17 protein-coding genes are annotated in these 18,157 nt (G+C 70.7%); 3 read left to right on the top strand and 14 right to left on the bottom strand.

Features of this window, described 5'->3' with window-relative positions; genetic code table 11:
* From nuoK to mqnC, 14 genes are all read right to left on the bottom strand, one after another.
* The gene (gene nuoK, locus EDC02_RS39370; RefSeq protein WP_123607128.1) at window positions 1-300 is read right to left on the bottom strand and encodes an NADH-quinone oxidoreductase subunit NuoK; all 300 of its coding nucleotides are present in this window, start codon (window positions 298-300) and stop codon (window positions 1-3) included.
* Window positions 297-1,052, bottom strand: a complete 756-nt coding sequence (locus EDC02_RS39365) for an NADH-quinone oxidoreductase subunit J (RefSeq protein ID WP_123607127.1) — start codon at window positions 1,050-1,052, stop codon at window positions 297-299. The genes nuoK and EDC02_RS39365 overlap by 4 nt, the downstream gene beginning before the upstream one ends.
* Window positions 1,049-1,642, bottom strand: a complete 594-nt coding sequence (gene nuoI / locus EDC02_RS39360) for an NADH-quinone oxidoreductase subunit NuoI (protein WP_123607126.1) — start codon at window positions 1,640-1,642, stop codon at window positions 1,049-1,051. The genes EDC02_RS39365 and nuoI overlap by 4 nt, the downstream gene beginning before the upstream one ends.
* A gap of 1 nt (window position 1,643) precedes the next feature.
* Window positions 1,644-2,993, bottom strand: coding sequence for an NADH-quinone oxidoreductase subunit NuoH (gene nuoH / locus EDC02_RS39355; protein ID WP_123607125.1), 1,350 nt, complete (start codon window positions 2,991-2,993; stop codon window positions 1,644-1,646).
* The gene (locus tag EDC02_RS39350) at window positions 2,990-5,476 is read right to left on the bottom strand and encodes an NADH-quinone oxidoreductase subunit G (RefSeq protein ID WP_123607124.1); all 2,487 of its coding nucleotides are present in this window, start codon (window positions 5,474-5,476) and stop codon (window positions 2,990-2,992) included. Before EDC02_RS39350 ends, nuoH begins: the two co-directional genes overlap by 4 nt.
* On the bottom strand, window positions 5,476-6,828 hold the full coding sequence (gene nuoF / locus EDC02_RS39345) for an NADH-quinone oxidoreductase subunit NuoF (RefSeq protein WP_123607123.1): 1,353 nt from the start codon (window positions 6,826-6,828) through the stop codon (window positions 5,476-5,478). Before nuoF ends, EDC02_RS39350 begins: the two co-directional genes overlap by 1 nt.
* On the bottom strand, window positions 6,825-7,823 hold the full coding sequence (gene nuoE / locus EDC02_RS39340; protein ID WP_199758134.1) for an NADH-quinone oxidoreductase subunit NuoE: 999 nt from the start codon (window positions 7,821-7,823) through the stop codon (window positions 6,825-6,827). The genes nuoF and nuoE overlap by 4 nt, the downstream gene beginning before the upstream one ends.
* Window positions 7,820-9,142 carry an NADH-quinone oxidoreductase subunit D gene (locus EDC02_RS39335; protein ID WP_123607121.1) on the bottom strand — a complete coding sequence of 441 codons (1,323 nt, stop codon included), beginning with the start codon at window positions 9,140-9,142 and terminating at the stop codon, window positions 7,820-7,822. The genes nuoE and EDC02_RS39335 overlap by 4 nt, the downstream gene beginning before the upstream one ends.
* Window positions 9,139-9,885 (bottom strand): NADH-quinone oxidoreductase subunit C, encoded by a 747-nt coding sequence (locus tag EDC02_RS39330; RefSeq protein WP_123607120.1) that lies wholly within the window; start codon window positions 9,883-9,885, stop codon window positions 9,139-9,141. Before EDC02_RS39330 ends, EDC02_RS39335 begins: the two co-directional genes overlap by 4 nt.
* A 31-nt stretch (window positions 9,886-9,916) precedes the next feature.
* A complete protein-coding gene (locus EDC02_RS39325; RefSeq protein ID WP_123607119.1) occupies window positions 9,917-10,594 on the bottom strand; it encodes an NADH-quinone oxidoreductase subunit B family protein in 678 nt (225 codons plus the stop codon).
* Between the two features lie 10 nt (window positions 10,595-10,604).
* Entirely contained in the window at window positions 10,605-10,970 is a 366-nt protein-coding gene (locus EDC02_RS39320) for an NADH-quinone oxidoreductase subunit A (protein ID WP_123607118.1), read from the bottom strand.
* A 137-nt stretch (window positions 10,971-11,107) separates the two neighbouring features.
* Window positions 11,108-12,379, bottom strand: a complete 1,272-nt coding sequence (locus EDC02_RS39315; protein WP_199758075.1) for a geranylgeranyl reductase family protein — start codon at window positions 12,377-12,379, stop codon at window positions 11,108-11,110.
* A 178-nt stretch (window positions 12,380-12,557) separates the two neighbouring features.
* Entirely contained in the window at window positions 12,558-13,259 is a 702-nt protein-coding gene (locus tag EDC02_RS39310; protein ID WP_255500688.1) for a demethylmenaquinone methyltransferase, read from the bottom strand.
* A 540-nt stretch (window positions 13,260-13,799) separates the two neighbouring features.
* Complete coding sequence (gene mqnC, locus EDC02_RS39305; protein WP_123607115.1) at window positions 13,800-14,990, bottom strand: cyclic dehypoxanthinyl futalosine synthase; 1,191 nt, start codon at window positions 14,988-14,990, stop codon at window positions 13,800-13,802.
* 2 nt (window positions 14,991-14,992) lie between these two features.
* Between mqnC and EDC02_RS39300 the strand changes: the two genes are divergently transcribed.
* From EDC02_RS39300 to EDC02_RS39290, 3 genes are all read left to right on the top strand, one after another.
* Window positions 14,993-16,579, top strand: coding sequence for a phospholipid carrier-dependent glycosyltransferase (locus EDC02_RS39300; RefSeq protein ID WP_123607114.1), 1,587 nt, complete (start codon window positions 14,993-14,995; stop codon window positions 16,577-16,579).
* A complete protein-coding gene (locus EDC02_RS39295; RefSeq protein ID WP_123607113.1) occupies window positions 16,551-17,519 on the top strand; it encodes an endonuclease domain-containing protein in 969 nt (322 codons plus the stop codon). Before EDC02_RS39300 ends, EDC02_RS39295 begins: the two co-directional genes overlap by 29 nt.
* A gap of 95 nt (window positions 17,520-17,614) precedes the next feature.
* Window positions 17,615-18,130: a hypothetical protein gene (locus EDC02_RS39290; RefSeq protein WP_123607112.1), complete on the top strand. Its 516-nt coding sequence runs from the start codon at window positions 17,615-17,617 to the stop codon at window positions 18,128-18,130.
* Window positions 18,131-18,157: the final 27 nt, after the last annotated feature.

The raw sequence follows: 18,157 nt of genomic DNA, 5'->3' as shown, positions 1-18,157 counted from the left end.
TTAGTACTTCAGCAGGTTGGCGTCGTCGACACTCGCCGAGCGTCGAGTCCGGAAGATGGTCATGATGATGGCGAGCCCCACGACCACCTCGGCTGCCGCCACGACCATCACGAAGAAGGCGATGATCTGACCGTTGAGGTCACCGTTGATCCGGCTGAACGTGACCAGCGCCAGGTTCGCGGAGTTGAGCATCAGCTCGATGCACATGAACAGCACGATCGCGTTGCGGCGGACCAGCACGCCGACCGCGCCGATGGTGAACAGCACCGCCGACAGGATCAGGTAGTTGTCCGGAGTCATTTGTCAGTCCCCTTCGGGGCGGCCTCGCTGGGCGAGAGTTCGCGCGTCGGCAGGATCGCCGGGATGCTCCGGTCGGTGAGCGTGCCGTCCGGCAGCCGGCCGGGGGTGGCCACCGAGGTGGAGGTGGCGTAGACACCCGGGCCCGGCTTCGGGCCGGGGTAACTGCCGGGGGCGAACCGTTCCCGCATCATCTCCGGCTGGCCGCGCCGCTGCTCCTTGCGCTTCTCGATGTGCGCCAGGATCAGCGCGCCGATCGCGGCGGTGGTCAGCAGGGCGGCGGTGACCTCGAACGCGACCAGGTAGCGGCCGAACAGCAGGGCGGCGATGCCCTGCACGTTGCCGTCCGCGTTGGCCTGCTCCAGGCCGACCGCCTGCACCCCGCCGAGGCCCCGGTACAGCCCGGTGCCGACCAGCGCGGCGAAGCCGACGCCGAGGGCGACCGCGGCGATCCGCTGCCCGCGCAGCGTCTCGATCAGCGAGTCGGAGGCGTCCCGACCGACCAGCATCAGCACGAACAGGAAGAGCATCATGATCGCGCCGGTGTAGACGATGATCTGCACCAGGCCGATGAACGGCCCGCCCTGCACGACGTAGAACACGCCGAGGCAGAGCATGGTCAGCACCAGCCAGAGCGCGGAGTGCACCGCGTTGCGGGCCCAGACCATGCCGATCGCGCCGAGCAGCGCGAGCGGAGCCAGGATCCAGAAGGTCACCGCCTCCCCGGTGGAGACCTCCGCTGCGAGCTCGGTCATGGCTTGCCCTCTCCCGTCGTCCCCGAGCCGTCCTGGGTGCCCTGCTCCGACCAGGGCGCCCGTTCCGCGCCCGCCGAGGTGCCCGGGTTGGTCAACGCGCCGACGTAGTAGTCCTTCTCGCTGTCGCCCAACCGCATCGGGTGCGGCGGCTGCTCCATGCCCGGCAGCAGCGGCGCCAGCAGCTGCTCCTTGGTGAAGATCAGGTCCTGCCGGGAGTCGCGGGCCAACTCGTACTCGTTGCTCATGGTCAACGACCGGGTCGGGCAGGCCTCGATGCACAGCCCGCAGAAGATGCACCGGGCGTAGTTGATCTGGTACGTGCTGGCGTACCGCTCGCCCGGGGAGAACCGCTGCTCCTCGGTGTTGTCGCCGCCCTCGACGTAGATCGCGTCCGCCGGGCAGGCCCAGGCGCACAGCTCACAGCCGATGCACTTCTCCAGCCCGTCCGGGTGCCGGTTGAGGATGTGCCGGCCGTGGTAGCGCGGCGCGGACACCGGCGGCTTGAACGGGTAGTCGGTGGTGACCACCTTGCGGAACATGTGGGAGAAGGTGACCCCGAAGCCCTTGAACGTTCCCGTGATCGCGCCCACGTCACACCTCCTTGTCGTCGGTGGCGGGACCGACCTGGGCCGGCTCCCGTTCGGCTACCGCCCGCTTGGCCCGTGGGCTGGGCGGGACCTGCAGGTCCATCGGGGGCAGTGGGAAGCTGCCCGGTGGCCGGGAGTCGACCTGCTCCTGCAGGGTCGGCGCCGGCCGTTCCTTGCGCGTCGGCCAGAAGATCACCACGGCGAGCAGGATGGCGACCGGGATGCCGATCGCGATCAGCCGGTCGTTGCGCTCCCAGCCGCTGGTCACCCGGATCCCGCCGAGCGCCAGGATCCAGGCCAGGTTGATCGGCAGCAGCACCTTCCAGCCGAACCGCATGAACTGGTCGTAGCGCAGCCGGGGCAGGGTGCCGCGGAGCCAGACGAAGACGAAGATCAGCGCGATCACCTTGCCCATGAACCAGAGCATCGGCCACCAGCCGCTGTTCGCCCCGTCCCAGATGCTGATCGGCCAGGGCGCCCGCCAGCCGCCGAGGAACAGCGTCACCGTCACCGCCGACATGGTCACCATGGCGACGTACTCGGAGAGCATGAACAGCGCGAACTTCAGCGAGCTGTACTCGGTCATGTACCCGGCGACCAGCTCGGACTCCGCCTCGGGCAGGTCGAACGGTGCCCGGTTGGTCTCCGCCACCGCGGCGATGAAGAAGATGATGAAGCTGGGCAGCAGCAGGATCGCGTACCAGCCCGGGGCGTACAGGTCGAACCCGCCGATCGAGGTGAACAGGTCACCGCCGGACTGGGCGGCGACGATCCCGCTGGTCGACATGGTGCCGGCGGTCATGAAGACGCCGACCACCGACAACCCGAGCGCGATCTCGTACGAGATCACCTGCGCCGTCGAGCGCAGGCCACCGAGCAGCGGGTACGTCGACCCGGACGCCCAGCCGCCGAGCACCAGCCCGTACACACCCATCGACGAGCAGGCCAGCAGCACCAGCACCGCCACCGGCACGTCGGTGACCTGCAGCGGGGTCCGGGTGCCGAAGATGCTCACCATCGGACCGAACGGGATCACCGACAGCGCGGTCACCGCGCAGATCACCGAGATGGTCGGGGCGAAGAAGTAGACCACCTTGTCCGACGCCTTGGGGAGGATGTCCTCCTTGAAGGCCATCTTCAGCCCGTCGGCCAGGGTCTGCAGCAGGCCGAACGGGCCGGCCTGGTTGGGTCCGGGACGGACCTGCATCCGGCCGACCACCCGCCGCTCGAACCAGACCCCGAGCAGGGTGCCCAGCAGCCCGAAGACGAAGGCGAAGACCACCTTGATCAGGATCAGCCACCAGGGGTCCAGCCCGAAGTCGGACAGCGTCGGTTCCTGTGCCAGTGGGTTCACCGCAGACCCCCTACGTTGAGGTTCGTCGCGCCGTTGCCGCTGACCCGGACCACTGATCCGGAGACCGCGCCGAGGCTGCGGCGCACCGTCGAGCCGGGCGAGTTCGTCGGTAGCCAGACCACCCCGTCCGGCAGCAGATCGGTGACCGCCGCCGGCAGGGTGACGGCACCCCGGTCGGTGCCGACGGTGACCGGATCCCCGTCGGCCACCCCGAGCGCCCCGGCCAGCGACTTGGCCAGCCGGACCACCGGCGGCCGTGCGGTGCCGCCCAGGTAGGGGTCACCGTCGGTGAGGGTGCCGAGGTCGATCAGGTGGTGCCAGGTCGCCAGCACCGCCTCGCCGGCACCCGGGCTGGCCGGTGCCGTCGGGTCGACCAGCGGCAGCCCGGGACGCTGCGCCTTGGTGGCCGGCAGCGCGCCGAGCTCCCGGCGGATCAGGTTGACCTCGCCGGTGCCGAGTGCGACACCGAGCTGGGCGGCGAGCGCGTCGAGCACCCGGGAGTCGGCCATCGCGGTGGTGTTCAGCACCGCCTCGAAGGTGCGCAGCCGGCCCTCCCAGTCGAGGTAGCTGCCGGCCTTCTCCACCGCCGGTGCCACCGGCAGGACGACGTCCGCGCGGCGGGTCACCGCGCTGTGCCGGATCTCCAGGCTGACCAGGAACGGCACCGCGTCGAGCGCCTGCTCGGCGAGCCGCGGGTCGGCCAGGTCGGCCGGGTCGACCCCGGCGACGACCAGCGCGCCGATCTTGCCGGCGGCGGTCGCCGCGACGATCGCGTCGACGTCGCGGCCCGGCTCGGACGGGATGGTCCCGGCGCCGATGTCCCAGGCCCCGGTCAGCTCCGCCCGGGCCGCCGCGTCGGCGACCGGACGGCCGCCGGGCAGCAGGTTCGGCAGGCAGCCGGCGTCGACCGCGCCCCGGTCGCCGGCCCGACGCGGCACCCAGGCCAGCTTGGCGCCGGCCCGCTCGGCGACCGCGCCGGCGGTCGACAACCCACCGGGTACGGTGGCCAGCCGCTCGCCGACGAACAGGATCGCGCCGGACCGGCCGAGCGCCTCGGTGACCGTACGGTCCTCGGTGAGCAGCCGGGCCTCGTCGCCGGGCACGGTCGGCACCAACGTGGCGCCCAGCTTCTCCAGCCCTCGGCTCAGGTACGGGGCCAGGGCGATCACCCGCAGCCCCTTCTTGGTGTACGCCTTGCGCAGCCGCAGGAAGAGGATCGGGCACTCCTCCTCCGGCTCCAGCCCGGCGATCACCACCACCGGGGCCCGCTCGATGTCGGCGTAGGTGACGTCGGAGCTGCCGGCCACCCGGGCGGCCAGGAAGTCGGCCTCCTCGGTGGAGCCGGCGGCACCGGTGACCGGTCGGGCCCGGAAGTCGATGTCGTTGGTACGCAGCGCCACCCGGGCGAACTTGGCGTACGCGTAGGCGTCCTCGACGGTGAGCCGGCCGCCGGTGAGCACCCCGACGCCGTACGCCCCGTCACGGGCGTTGCGCAACCCGTCGGCGGCGACCGCCAGGGCCTCGCTCCAGGATGCCTCGCGCAGCTCACCGGTGTCGGCGTCGCGGACCAGCGGGGTGGTGAGCCGGTCGGTGGCGGTGGCGTAGCGGAACCCCCATCGACCCTTGTCGCAGTTCCACTCCTCGTTGACCGCCGGGTCGTCGCCGGCCAGCCGGCGCATCACCTTGCCGCGCCGGTGGTCGGTACGCTGCGCGCAGCCGGCCGAGCAGTGCTCGCAGACGCTCGGCGAGGAGACCAGGTCGAACGGGCGGGCCCGGAACCGGTACTGGGCACCGGTGAGCGCGCCGACCGGGCAGATCTGCACCGTGTTGCCGGAGAAGTAGGAGTTGAACGGCACGTCGCCGTCGCCCTCACCGTCCGGCGTCGGTTCGGCGCCGAACGCCTCGTCCCGGTAGACGTTGATCTGCTCGCCGGAGGAGCGGTCCATCAGGTCGATGAAGGCGTCGCCGGCGATCTCCTCGGAGAACCGGGTGCAGCGCTGGCAGAGCACGCAGCGCTCCCGGTCCAGCAGCACCTGGGTGGAGATCTCGACGGGCTTCGGGTACTCCCGCTTGTGCTCGTGGAACCGGGAGTCCGGCCGGCCGGTGGACATCGCCTGGTTCTGCAGCGGACACTCGCCGCCCTTGTCGCACATCGGGCAGTCGAGCGGGTGGTTGACCAGCAGCAGCTCCATGATCCCCTGCTGGGCCTTCTTGGCCACCTCGGAGGTGAGCTGGGTGCGGACCACCATGCCGTCGGCGACGGTCTGGGTGCAGGAGGCGACCGGCTTACGCTGCCCCTCCACGTCGACCAGACACTGCCGGCAGGCACCGGCCGGGGCGAGCAGCGGGTGGTCGCAGAACCGGGGGATCTCGATGCCCAGCTTCTCGGCGACCCGGATCAGCAGTGCGCCCTTGGGCGCGGTGACCTCGACACCGTCGATGGTCAACGTCACCGTCTCGGCGGTCTTCGCTACCTCTGCCATTAGTGCGCACCTACCAATGCTTTCTCCGACAGCTTCGGTGCCGTGCGGCCCTCGATGTAGTCGAGGTAGTCCTGCTTGAAGTACTTCAGCGAGGACGTCACCGAGCTGGTCGCGCCGTCGCCGAGGCCGCAGAACGAGCGGCCGAGGATGTTGTCGCAGGTGTCGAGCAGAGTGTCCAGGTCCTCGTGGGTGCCCTGACCGGCCAGGATCCGCCGGAAGACCCGCACCATCCAGTAGTTGCCCTCCCGGCACGGGGTGCACTTGCCGCACGACTCGTGGTGGTAGAACTCCAACCACCGGTAGGTGGCGTACACCGGGCAGTCCTGGTCGGAGAAGATCTGGGTGGCGGTGGTGCCGAGAATCGAGCCGGCGCCGGCCACCCCTTCGAAGTCCAGCGGTACGTCCAGGTGCTCGGCGGTGAGTAGCGGGGTCGACGAACCGCCCGGCGTCCAGAACCGCAGCTCGTGACCGGGCTGCATGCCACCGGCCAGCTCGATCAGCTCGCGCAGGGTGATGCCCATCGAGCACTCGTACTGGCCGGGGTTGGCGATCCGACCGGAGAGCGAGTAGATCATCGGGCCGGACGACTTCTCCGTACCCATGGTCTTCCACCAGGCGGCGCCACCGAGCACGATGTACGGCACGCTGGAGATGGTGCCGACGTTGTTGACCACTGTCGGGCAGGCGTACAGGCCGTGGGTGGCCGGGAACGGCGGACGCAGCCGGGGCTGGCCGCGGAACCCTTCGAGGGAGTCCAGCAGCGCCGTCTCCTCGCCGCAGATGTAGGCACCCGCCCCGCTGTGCACCACCAGGTCCAGGTCGAACCCGGAGCCGAGGATGTCCTTGCCGAGGTAGCCGGCCCGGTACGCCTCGTCGACCGCGTTGCGCAGCCGGCGGGCGGCGTGCACCGCCTCACCCCGGATGTAGATGAAGGCGCGGCTGGCCCGGATCGCGTACGAGGCGATGATGACGCCCTCGACCAGCGAGTGCGGGTCGTACATCATCAGCGGCAGGTCCTTGCAGGTGCCCGGCTCGCCCTCGTCGGCGTTGACCACCAGGTAGTGCGGCTTGCCGTCGCCCTGCGGGATGAACCCCCACTTGAGGCCGGTGGGGAAGCCGGCACCGCCCCGGCCGCGCAGCCCGGAGTCCTTGATCAGCTTGATCAGGTCGTCCGGGTGCACCGGGTCGGCGCCGCGGCCCCGGCCGTCCGGCGTACCAATCAGCGCCTTGCGCAGCGCGGCGTAGCCGTCGAGCTGCTGGTAGACGTCGATCTTCCAGGCGTCCGGTGACAGCCAACGCTTGGTGAGCACCGGGGTCAGCTTCTGCAGAGTTTCTGGTCGCGGCTGGGTCATCGGGTGCCCTCCTCGCTGCGCGCGTCCCGCAGCGACCCGCGCTGTGGCTGCGGGTTGTCGCCGGCCGGTTTGGCGTCACCAGCGGGCGGGTTGGCGGCGGCGCCGGCCGACTCGGCGGCCTCGGCGTCGCTGTCCGGCTCGGCCCGGTCGGTCGGCACCGTGGTGCCGGGGGCGTCCGGGGCCGGGGTCTTCGCGTCCGGGGCGCGGGTCTCGGCGGCCCGGATCTCCGGCGACTTGGCCTGTGGTGCCTTGACGTCCGGGGCGGTGCTGCCGGTCGCCGCCGGTGCCGGCCGGCTGGGTGCCGGGGCGGGGGCGTCGCCGCTGATCGGCGTGTTCGGGTCGAAGCCGGCGACCGAGACGCCGTGCTGCTGGGCCAGCCGCAGGCCGCGCAGCGTGGCGTCGCCGGCCGGGCCGTCGGCGACCGCACCCTCGCGGGTGTCGGAGAAGCCGGCCAGCTGCAGCGACATCTCCTTCAGCGTGCACAGCCGGGCACCCCGGGTGGGTGCCGGGCGGCCGCCGGCGCGCAGCTCCTCGACGACGCCGAGCGCGACGTCCGGGTCGACCTTGTCGAAGAAGTCGTAGTTGACGGTCATCACCGGGCCGTAGTCGCAGGCGGCCAGGCACTCGGCGTGCTCCAGGGTGATGGTGCCGTCGGCGGTGGTCTCCTCGTGGCCGACACCGAGGTGTTCGCTGAGCGCGTCGTAGACCCGCTGGCCGCCGAGCACGTCGCACATGGTGTTGGTGCAGACGCTGACCAGCCAGTCGCCGGTGGGCCGGCGCTTGTACATGGTGTAGAAGGTGGCGACCGCGCTGACCTGGGCCTTGTTGATGCCCAGCGCTTCGGCGCAGAACTCGACGCCGGCGGGCGAGACGTGGCCCTCCTCGGACTGCACCAGGTGCAGCAGCGGCAGCAGCGCCGACCGGGAGCGGTCCGCCGGATAGCGGGCGATGATCTCCCGGGCCCGGTCGTGCGTTTCCTGACTGAAGCCCATCAGCGGTCACACCCACCCATCACGGGGTCCAACGAGGCGCCCCCGGCGATCACGTCGGCGAGCAGCCCGCCCTCGGCCATGGCCGGGATCGCCTGGAGGTTGACGAAGCTCGGTTCGCGGTAGTGCACCCGGTACGGTCTGGTCCCGCCGTCGGAGACGGCGTGCACGCCCAGCTCGCCGCGGGGCGACTCGATGCCGACGTACACCTGGCCGGGCGGCACCCGGAAGCCCTCGGTCACCAGCTTGAAGTGGTGGATCAGCGACTCCATCGACTGACCCATGATCTTGGCGACGTGCTCCAGTGAGTTGCCCATGCCGTCCACGCCGATGGCCAGCTGCGCCGGCCAGGCGATCTTCTTGTCGGCGACCATGATCGGACCGGGCTTCAGCCGGTCCAACGCCTGCTCGATGATCTTCAGCGACTCGCGCATCTCGGCCATCCGGACCAGGTAGCGGCCCCAGACGTCGGCGGTCGGCGTGGTCGGCACGTCGAACTCGTAGTCCTCGTAGCCGCAGTACGGCATGGTCTTGCGCAGGTCCCAGGCCAGCCCGGCGGAGCGCAGCACCGGCCCGGTGACGCCCAGCGCGAGGCAACCGGTGACGTCGAGCACCGCGACGTTCTGCGTCCGCTCCAGCCAGATCGGCTGCCCGGAGAGCAGATCCTCGTACTCCTTGAGCCGCTTCGGCATCACCTTGAGGAACTCGCGGATCTTGCCGATCGCCTCGTCCGGCACGTCCTGGGCGACCCCGCCGGGCCGCACGTAGGCCATGTTCATCCGCAGCCCGGAGACCAGCTCGAAGATCTCCAGGATGTACTCGCGCTCCCGGAAGCAGTACAGCATGATCGAGATCGCGCCGAGCTCCAGGCCGGTGGTGCCCAGCCAGATCAGGTGCGAGGAGATCCGGTTGAGCTCCATCATCAGCACCCGGATGGTGTTCGCCCGCTCGGTGACGTCGTCGGTGATCCCGAGCAGCTTCTCCACCGCCAGGCTGTACGCCGTCTCGTTGAAGATCGGCGCCAGGTAGTCCATCCGGGTGACGAAGGTGGTGCCCTGCACCCAGTTGCGGTACTCGAGGTTCTTCTCGATCCCGGTGTGCAGGTAGCCGACGACCGTCCGGGCCTCCCGGACGGTCTCACCCTCCAGCTCCAGCACCAGCCGCAGCACCCCGTGGGTGGACGGGTGCTGCGGACCCATGTTGACGATGATCCGCTCGTCGGTGAGCGGGTCCGTGCCGCCGACCACGGTGTCCCAGTCGCCACCGGTGACGGTGAAGACCTTGCCCTCGTCGGTCTCGCGTTCGGTTGCGTATCCGGCCGTCATTGGTAGCTCCTCCGCTTGTCCGGCGGTGGGATCTCGGCACCCTTGTACTCCACCGGGACACCGCCCAGCGGGTAGTCCTTACGCTGCGGGTGACCCTCCCAGTCGTCCGGCATCAGGATCCGGGTCAGCGCCGGGTGGCCGTCGAAGACCACCCCGAACATGTCGTACGTCTCCCGCTCCTGCCAGTCGGCGGTCGGATAGACGGCGGTGACGCTCGGCAGGTGCGGATCCTCGGCGGTGACCGCCGCCTCCAGCCGGACCCGACGCCGGTAGGTCATCGAGGTCAGCTGGTAGACGACGTGCAGCCGACGCTCGTCGGCACCCAGGTAGTCCGCCCCGGACACCGAGGAGCAGAGCTCGAAGCGCAGCGCCTCGTCGTCGCGCATCACCCGGCAGACCTCGGCGATCCGCTCCGGCTTGATGTGCAGGGTCAGCTCACCCCGGTCGACCACGACCTTCTCGATCGCGTCGGCGAAGGCCGGGTACGCCTCCTCGAGGGCGTCGCACACCTCGTCGAAGTAGCCGCCGTACGGCCGCTCGCTGCCGGCCACGCTGGACCGGCGGCGGACCAGGCCACCGAAGCCGGACGTGTCGCCGGAGCCCTGGATGCCGAACATTCCCCGGCCGGCCCCGCTGGCCGGCGGGAACTCGGCCGGCGCTCCGCTGGTCGCCCCGACCGGCGGGGCGGCTGCGGGTACGCCACCGCCCGGCTGCTCACTGGGCGCGTTGGTCGGCCCGGTCACTGGATCGTCCTTTCGCTGGTCGACGCGGGAATCACTTCAGCCGCTCCCGGGCGTGCAGGTGGTTCTGGGCCTTCATCCAGTTCTCGATCCGCAACTGTTCCTCGCGGCCTTCCCGGACGGCCTGCTCCCACTCGGCCCGGCGGGCCTTGTCGGAGCGGTACGACGACGGCATCGCCCCGGGCGCGACCACCGGCACGTCACCGCGGGCCCGGCGGGCCTCCAGCATCTTGCGGCCGTTCGGGCCGAGCGGCTCGTGGCCGATCTTCTCGCGCAGCTTGAGAACCGCGTCGATGAGCATCTCCGGGCGGGGCGGGCAGCCGGGCAGGTACATGTCGACCGGCACCACGTGGTCCACGCCCTGCACGATGGCGTAGTTGTTGAACATGCCGCCGCTGGAGGCGCAGACCCCCATCGACAGCACCCAGCGGGGCTCGGCCATCTGGTCGTAGATCTGCCGCAGCACCGGGGCCATCTTCTGGCTGACCCGCCCGGCGACGATCATCAGGTCCGCCTGACGCGGCGAGGCCCGGAACACCTCCATGCCCCAGCGACCCATGTCGTAGTGCGGGGCACCGGCCGCCATCATCTCGATCGCGCAGCAGGCCAGGCCGAAGGTCGCCCCCCAGACGGAGGTCTTGCGGGACCAGTTGACCAGCTTCTCCACCGAGGTGAGCAGTACGCCGGCGGGGAGTTTCTCCTCGATTCCCATGGTTCCTCCGTCAGTCCCAGTCGAGCCCGCCGCGCCGCCATTCGTACACGTAGGCGACCGAGACGGCGACGATGAACAGCGAGACCGCGACGTAGCCGAACGCGCCGAGCGGGTCCAGCGAGACCGCCCACGGGATCAGGAAGATGATCTCGATGTCGAAGATGATGAACATCATCGCGGTCAGATAGAACTTGATCGGGATCCGACCGCCGCCGACCGGCTCCGGGCTGGGTTCGATCCCACACTCGTACGCTTCGAGCTTGGCCCGGTTGTAGCGCAGCGGCCCGGCCAGCCGGGCGGCGGCCACCGAGAACAGCGCGAAGGCCGAGGCGAGGGCGAAGACCCCGACGATGGGTATGTAAGGCGAGAGCGACATGGGCTTCTCCTGCTCGTCCTTCCCTGCCCGCGGTCAGTTTCCAGCGATCTGTGATGTCTCCCGCCGGGACCGGGCGTCGTTGCCCCATCCTGGCGACTACTGCGGTGGGCCGACGGCCCGGGGTGCTGCCGGCGGCGTCACACGGCCGGAGCCACCTTGGTCATCGCGTTGATCATCCGGTCCATCGCGTCCCCGCCACGTGGATCGGTCAGGTTCGCCAGCAGCTTCAGCACGAACCGCATCAGTGTCGGATGCGGCATGCCGTGCTTGGTAGCGATTCGCATGATTTGTGGGTTGCCGATCATCTTCACGAAGATGTTCCCGAGCCGGTAGTAGCCGCCGTAGCGGGCCTTCAGCTCGTTCGGGTAGTGCGCCAGCGCCCGCTCCCGGTCGACGCCGGCTGGCCGGGCCAACGCCTGCACCGCCACCTCGGCGGCCAGCTCACCGGACTCCATCGCGTACGCGATGCCTTCACCGTTGAACGGGTTGACCATACCGCCGGAGTCACCGACCAGCAGGACTCCCCGGGTGTAGTGCGGGACCCGGTTGAAGCCCATCGGCAGCGCCGCACCGAGGATCGGGCCGTCGGCGTTGGCCTCGTCGGCCAGCCCCCAGTCCGGTGGCGTGCTGCCCAGCCAGTCGGTCAGCATCTGCCGGTAGTTGGTCTTGCCGAAGGCGCTGGACGAGTTGAGCACGCCCAGGCCGACGTTGACCCGGCCGTCACCCATGCCGAAGATCCAGCCGTAGCCGGGCAGCAGTTTCTCGCCGCCCTCCCGGCTGCGCAGCTCCAGCCAGGACTCCAGGTACTCGTCCCGGTGCCGCGCCGGCGACCGGTAGTACCGCCGGACCGCGACCCCGATCGGCCGGTCCTCGCGCTTGGCCAGCCCCATGGCGAGCGGGAACCGGCCGGAGACCCCGTCCGCGGCGACGATCAACGGGGCGTGGAAGGTGGCCGGCTGCTTGTCCGGGCCGACCTCGGCGGTCACGCCGATCGCCCGCCCGGTGGCGTCCAGCACCGGAGCCACCACGTTGGTGTTGGTGTGCAGCACCGCTCCCGCCTCGACCGCCTGCCTTGCCAGCAGGTCGTCGAAGTCCAGTCGGGTGCGGACCAGGCCGTAGTTGGGGAAGCTGGCCAGGTCCGGCCAGTCGAGCTCCAGCCGGATGCCGCCGCCGATCACCCGCAGGCCGCGATTGCGCAGCCAGCCGGCCTCGGGCGAAGTGTCGACACCCAGCTTGATCAACTGCTTGACGGCGCGCGGCGTGAGCCCGTCACCGCAGACCTTCTCCCGGGGGAAGGTGGTCTTCTCCAGCAGGAGTACCCGTACGCCGTGCCGGGCGAGGTGGAAGGCGGTCGCGGAACCACCGGGGCCCGCCCCGACGACGATCACATCGACTTCGGTCTCGCTCACAGCCACCTCCCGTTCGCCTCCCAGTCGCTCGTGAAATGCTTCACAAGCCGTCTCGCAGGTGAGTCTAGAACCGTTAACAGGGCGGCAAACGGTTAGGCGACCCTAACCCTGCGAGGTAGCGACCTCGGCGGGTGACCGACGACACGAAATCACCCATCGACGGACACCGAACATGGCGCTACCGCCGGGTGGCGCGGTGCAGCGCCACGATCCCGCCGGTGAGATTGCGCCACTGCGCCGACCGCCACCCCGCCGCCGTGATCCGCCCGGCGAGCGCCGTCTGGTCCGGCCACTGCCGGATGGACTCGGCCAGATAGACGTACGCGTCCGGATTGCTCGCCACCGCACGGGCCACCGCCGGCAGCGACCGCATCAGATAGGACAGGTAGAGCGTCCGGAAGGCGGGACTGGTCGGCTGACTGAACTCGCACACCACCAACCGCCCGCCGGGCCGGGTCACCCGGGCCAGCTCGGCCAACGCGGCGTCGGTGTCGACCACGTTGCGCAGAGCGAACGAGATGGTCACCGCGTCGAAGGTGGCGTCCCGGAACGGCAACGCCAGGGCGTCCCCGGCAAGCAGCGGCACCTGCGGACGGACCCGGCGGCCGGCCTGCAGCATGCCGAGCGAGATGTCCGAACCGACCGCCCACACCCCGCCCCGGCCGAGTTCGGCGGTGGAGACCCCGGTGCCGGCACCGATGTCGAGCACCCGGTCGCCGGGGAGCAGGTCGAGCGCCGCCCGGGTGGCCCGGCGCCACCGTCGGTCCTGGCCGAAGGAGATCACCGTGTTGGTCAGGTCGTACCGGCCGGCCACGCCGTCGAACATCGCGGCGACCTCGGCCGGCTGCTTGTCCAGGCCGGCGCGGACCGGCGGCGGGATGTCAGTCACGCCCGACCACTCTGCCAGCCACCCGCCCCGACCTGCGGCGCGGGGCAGCGATCTCGCCCACGGTGCGGACCGGCGATCCCGGCCGCGGCGCGGACCGGCGGTACGGGTGACCGACGCCACACACACTACGGGCGAGGTGGTCGAACCACCTCGCCCGCAATGCCGTGCGTTATGTGGACGGCCCCCTCGGACCGCTGGAGTACGGCTCCGGCGACCACCGCCCTTGGGGGACGTGACCTGCGACGACCAGGGGGACGGCGTCGCGGCGCGGGCGGCTGCCGGAACGTTGTTGACGAGGACGTTAGCGGCCGACGGGAAGCTTCGCGCCCCTCGTGATCAACACGTTATGGCCCCTTGGCCTAAGGTTCGCGACACCTCACCGCATCGACAGTGCTGCCCGCCACGACCGGCCGACCACCGGCCCACCCGCCAGCCGGGAAGGGCTGACTGGTCGGCCCCGCCAGCCACCCGATCGGATGAATCCGGGCCGGTCAGCGCGCGTCCGGGCCAGTCAGCGCACGTCCGGGGCGGTCAGCGCGCGTCGACCAGCGGCAGATCGCGGCGGGCCCCGCCGTTGGGCAACGCGATCGAAGAGAAGTGCGACACCACCCGCTCGTCGGTCGGGTCGTCCGCCGGATCGCGGTGCACGGCGAGGTGGTGGTACTCGGTGTTCCGCTGGGCGGGGATCCGACCCGCTGAACGGATCATCCAGATCAGCTCGTGCAGGTTCGACCGGTGCCGGGCACCGGCCGAGGAGATCACGTTCTCCTCCAGCATGATCGATCCGAGATCGTCGACCCCCATGTGCAGCGCCAACTGCCCGACATCCTTGCCGGTGGTCAGCCAGGACGCCTGCAGGTGCGCCACCTGGTCGAAGAAGAGCCGGGAGACCGCGACCATCCGCAGGTACTCCAGGGTCGTCGCCTGGGTGCGGCCCTTGAGGTGGTTGTTCTCCGGCTGGTACGTCCAGGGGATGAATGCCCGGAAACCACCGGTGGAGTCCTGGACGTCCCGGATCATCCGCAGATGCTCGATCCGCTCCGCGTTGGTCTCCCCGGTGCCCATCATCATCGTGGCGGTCGACTCGATGCCGTGCCGGTGCGCCAGCTCCATGACCTCCAGCCAGCGCGCCCCGGACTCCTTGAGCGGTGCGATCGCCCGCCGAGGGCGGTCCGGCAGCATCTCGGCGCCAGCACCGGCGATCGAATCCAGCCCGGCGGCCTTGATCCGACCGATCGCCTCGTCCAGCGAGACGTCGGACACCTTCGCCATGTGCAGGATCTCGCTCGGTCCGATCGAGTGGATCACCAACTGGGGGTACGCCGCCTTGACCGCGCCGAACAGCTGCTCGTAGTACTCCACCCCGAAGTCCGGGTGGTGACCACCCTGCAGCATCACCTGGGTGGCGCCCAGCTCGACCGCCTCGCCGCAGCGACGCAGGATCTCCTCGATCGGGTGGGCCCAGCCCTCGGCGTGCTTGGGCGCCCGGTAGAAAGCGCAGAAACGACACGCGGTGACGCAGACGTTGGTGTAATTGATGTTGCGATCGATCAGATACGTCACGACGTTGTCCGGGTACCGGCGACGGCGCACCGCGTCCGCGGCCTCGCCGAGGGCGTGGAACGGCGCTTCGGTATAGATCAGCAGCGCCTCCTCGGCGGAGACCCGCCCACCGTCGGCGCCACGCTGCAGGATGCTGTCGATCTCCCGGCTGGTAGTCACGCATGAAGCGTACTGCCATGTCGAGGGAGGGGCAGAGCCGCCGGATGACGTCACTGCGCCGCCACCTGCCCCTGGTGATCCTGCTCGCCGCCGGTCTCGGGCTGCGGATCGCCTACCTGGTCGCGTACCGGCCGGCGTTCTGGTTCCACGGTGACAGCGGCGAGTACCTGCTGATGCTGCAGCAGCCGCTGGAGCCGCACCCGAACCGGCCGATCGGCTACGTACTGCTGCTGTCCGCGCTGCAACAGACCCGCACGCTCGCCGCCGTCGCGGCCATGCAGCACCTGCTCAGCCTGCTGCTCGCCGTCGGCCTGTACGCCCTGCTGCGGCGCCGGGGCGTGGTCCGCTGGCTGGCCACGCTGGCAGCCGTACCGCTGATCTTCGATTCCCTGGTCCTCACCATGGGGCACTACCTGCTGCCCGACCTGATGTTCATGGTGCTGTTCGCCGCCTCGGTCGGGGCACTGCTCTGGTCGCCGCGACCCGGTCCGGTGGCGGCCGTCGTCTCCGGCGGGTTGATCGCCGTCGCCTGGGTGACCAAACCCACCGCGCTGCCGGTCGCTTTGCTGCTCGCCGGCTACCTGGTGGTACGCCGGGTCGGCTGGCGGCCGGTGCTCGGCTACCTGCTCGCCTTCGGTGTGCCGTACGTCATGGTGATGGTCTGGATCGGCGACCGGCAGAGCGTCTACAGCGCGCAGAGCGGCACCGCCCTGTACGGCCGGGCCGCGATGATCGCCGACTGCGACCGCATCGAACTGACCGACGAGGAACGGATCGCCTGCCCGGACCAGCCGCCCGACCAGCGTTGGGACCGGGCCGACGCGTTCTTCTGGCGGCGGCCGGCCCGACTCGGCGACTGGGTCTACACCCCGGAGGGCGCCCGGGTGCTGACCAGCTTCTCCCGGTCGGTGATCAGCCAGCAGCCCGGCGACTACCTCGCCACGGTCGGCCGGGAGAGCGCGGCGCACTTCGTCCCCGGCCTGTATCTCGGGCCGATGAACGAGTGCCTGCGGCAGCGGCTGGTGCCGCCGGTCCGGTTCCGCTCCGCCGACGTGCGGGTCGAGCAGAACTGTCCGCCGGCCCAGGCGTCCATCGGGTTCCAGGCGGCGGTCGCCGAGCCGGTCGTCGCGGACCCGGCCACCCCGCTGACCCGGGCGCTGCACCAGTACGGCGGCTGGACCCGGGGCATCCCGGTGGTGATGTCGTTGGCGGTGCTACTGACCGTCGCGGCGCTGGCCGCCGGACGGCGGGTCGCCGGCTGGATCCGGTTCGACACCGTACTGCTGGTGGTCGCCGGCCCCGGGCTGGCCGTGTTCACGGTGGCGATCGGCATGTACGAGCCCCGGTACGCGCTGCCGGCCCTGCCGCTGGCGGCGGCGGCCGCGGCCCTGGCCGCCCAAGGCCTGATCCACCGCGACGCCCCGGCCCGGCCGGAGCCACTTGGACCGCACGGGCCAGTCGGACCGCAGGGGACAGTCGAATCGGCGGAGACAGTCGGATCGGCGACGCGAGACACCGACGGGGCGGCGGGCCGACCAGCCGGCCGGGCAGACTCTGGCGATGCCCCGCGCCCGGCGGATCCCGCGTGAGCTGAGTATCGGCCCGTTCTCCGGCACCCGCGCAGTGGCCGCCGGACTGCTCACCCGGCGGATGCTCGCCGGTCGGACGTGGCGCCGCGTGCTGCCCGACGTGTACGTGCACGCGGCCGTCTTCGACGCCGACGACCACCGGATGTGGTGCGAGGCGGTGGCGCTGAAACTGCCGCCCGGCGGGGCGGTCCGTGGGCTGAGCGCCGCGTACCTGTGGGGTGTCGACCTGCTGCCCCGCGACAGCCCGGTGTACGTCGATCTGCCGCCGACGACGCGGCTGTGGCGCCACCCCCGCGTCTCGGTCACCCATCACACGCTCGAACCGGCCGACATCACCACGTTGTCCGGCGGGATACCACTGACCACCGAGGTGCGTACCGGCTTCGATCTGGGGCGCAGACTGCCCCGCGCCGACGCGCTCGCCGCACTCGACGCGCTGCTGCACCATCGGTCGTTCCGCCGCGAGGCGCTCGTCCGCTACGTCGACGCCCACCCGGGCCGCCGCGGCACGGCGCAGCTGCGGGAACTCGTCGCCCTGGCCGAGCCGCTGAGCGAGTCGCCGATGGAGTCCCGGCTGCGGCTGTTGCTGCACGATGCCGGTCTGCCCCGCCCGGTCCCGCAGCACGAGGTACGGACACCGCCGGACACGTCAGCGACATCGGCGACATCGGGCGCGCCACCATCGGCGGTACGGGGCGCGCCGCGCGGACGTTTCCTGGCTCGCGTCGATCTCGCCTACCCGCGCTGGCGGATCGCCATCGAGTACGAGGGCGACCACCACCGGGAACGTGCGATGTTCCGCCGGGATGTGGCCCGCTACAACGCGCTGCGGGCGGCCGGTTGGCTGGTGCTGCGGTTCACTGCCGACGACGTACTCCGACAAAGTGGACAACTCGTGCATGATGTCCGGCAGGCGATCGCCGAGCGGGCCGCGAGTTGAAGGCCAGACACCCTACGTCAGCTTTTTGAGGTATCTGACCTTCAACTCGAACGACAGACGGCACGGAGGGCAGCACCACGGAGGGGAGCAGCGAGGTGCGGCGGGTGTCGGTGATGGGGGTGCCGGGATCAGGCAAGTCGACTCTGGCCGCCGAGTTGGCCGTCCGGCTCGGTGTGCCGCACATCGAGTTGGACGCCCTGTTCCACCAGCAGGACTGGCAGCCGACGCCGGAACCGGAGTTCCGGGAACGGGTGGCGGCTGCTGTCTCCGGCGACGGCTGGGTGGTGGACGGCAACTACTCGACGGTGCGCGACCTGATCTGGTGGCGAGCCGACACGGTGATCTGGTTCGACCTGCCGCGCCGCCAGGTGATGGAGCAGATCGTCCGGCGCACGGTACGCCGCGCGGCGCGCCGGGTGGAGCTCTGGACCGGAGCCGGCTGCAGGAGGCTTCTGCCGACCCCCGGTGGAGCCGGCTGCGGTTCGTCCGACTCACCTCCCACGAGCAGGCCCGCCAACTGCTCGACCAGCTCGATCGCCGATCGTCACCGTGACGCACGCCAGGCGTCGTGGTCGACGGTGAGCGTCGTAGTCGGCAGTCAGGCGTCGTAGTCGGCAGTCAGGCGTCGTAGTCGGCAG

The organism is Micromonospora sp. Llam0 (genome assembly GCF_003751085.1).
Classification (GTDB): Bacteria; Actinomycetota; Actinomycetes; order Mycobacteriales; family Micromonosporaceae; genus Micromonospora_E.
This window is presented reverse-complemented; position numbering and strand designations above follow the sequence as displayed.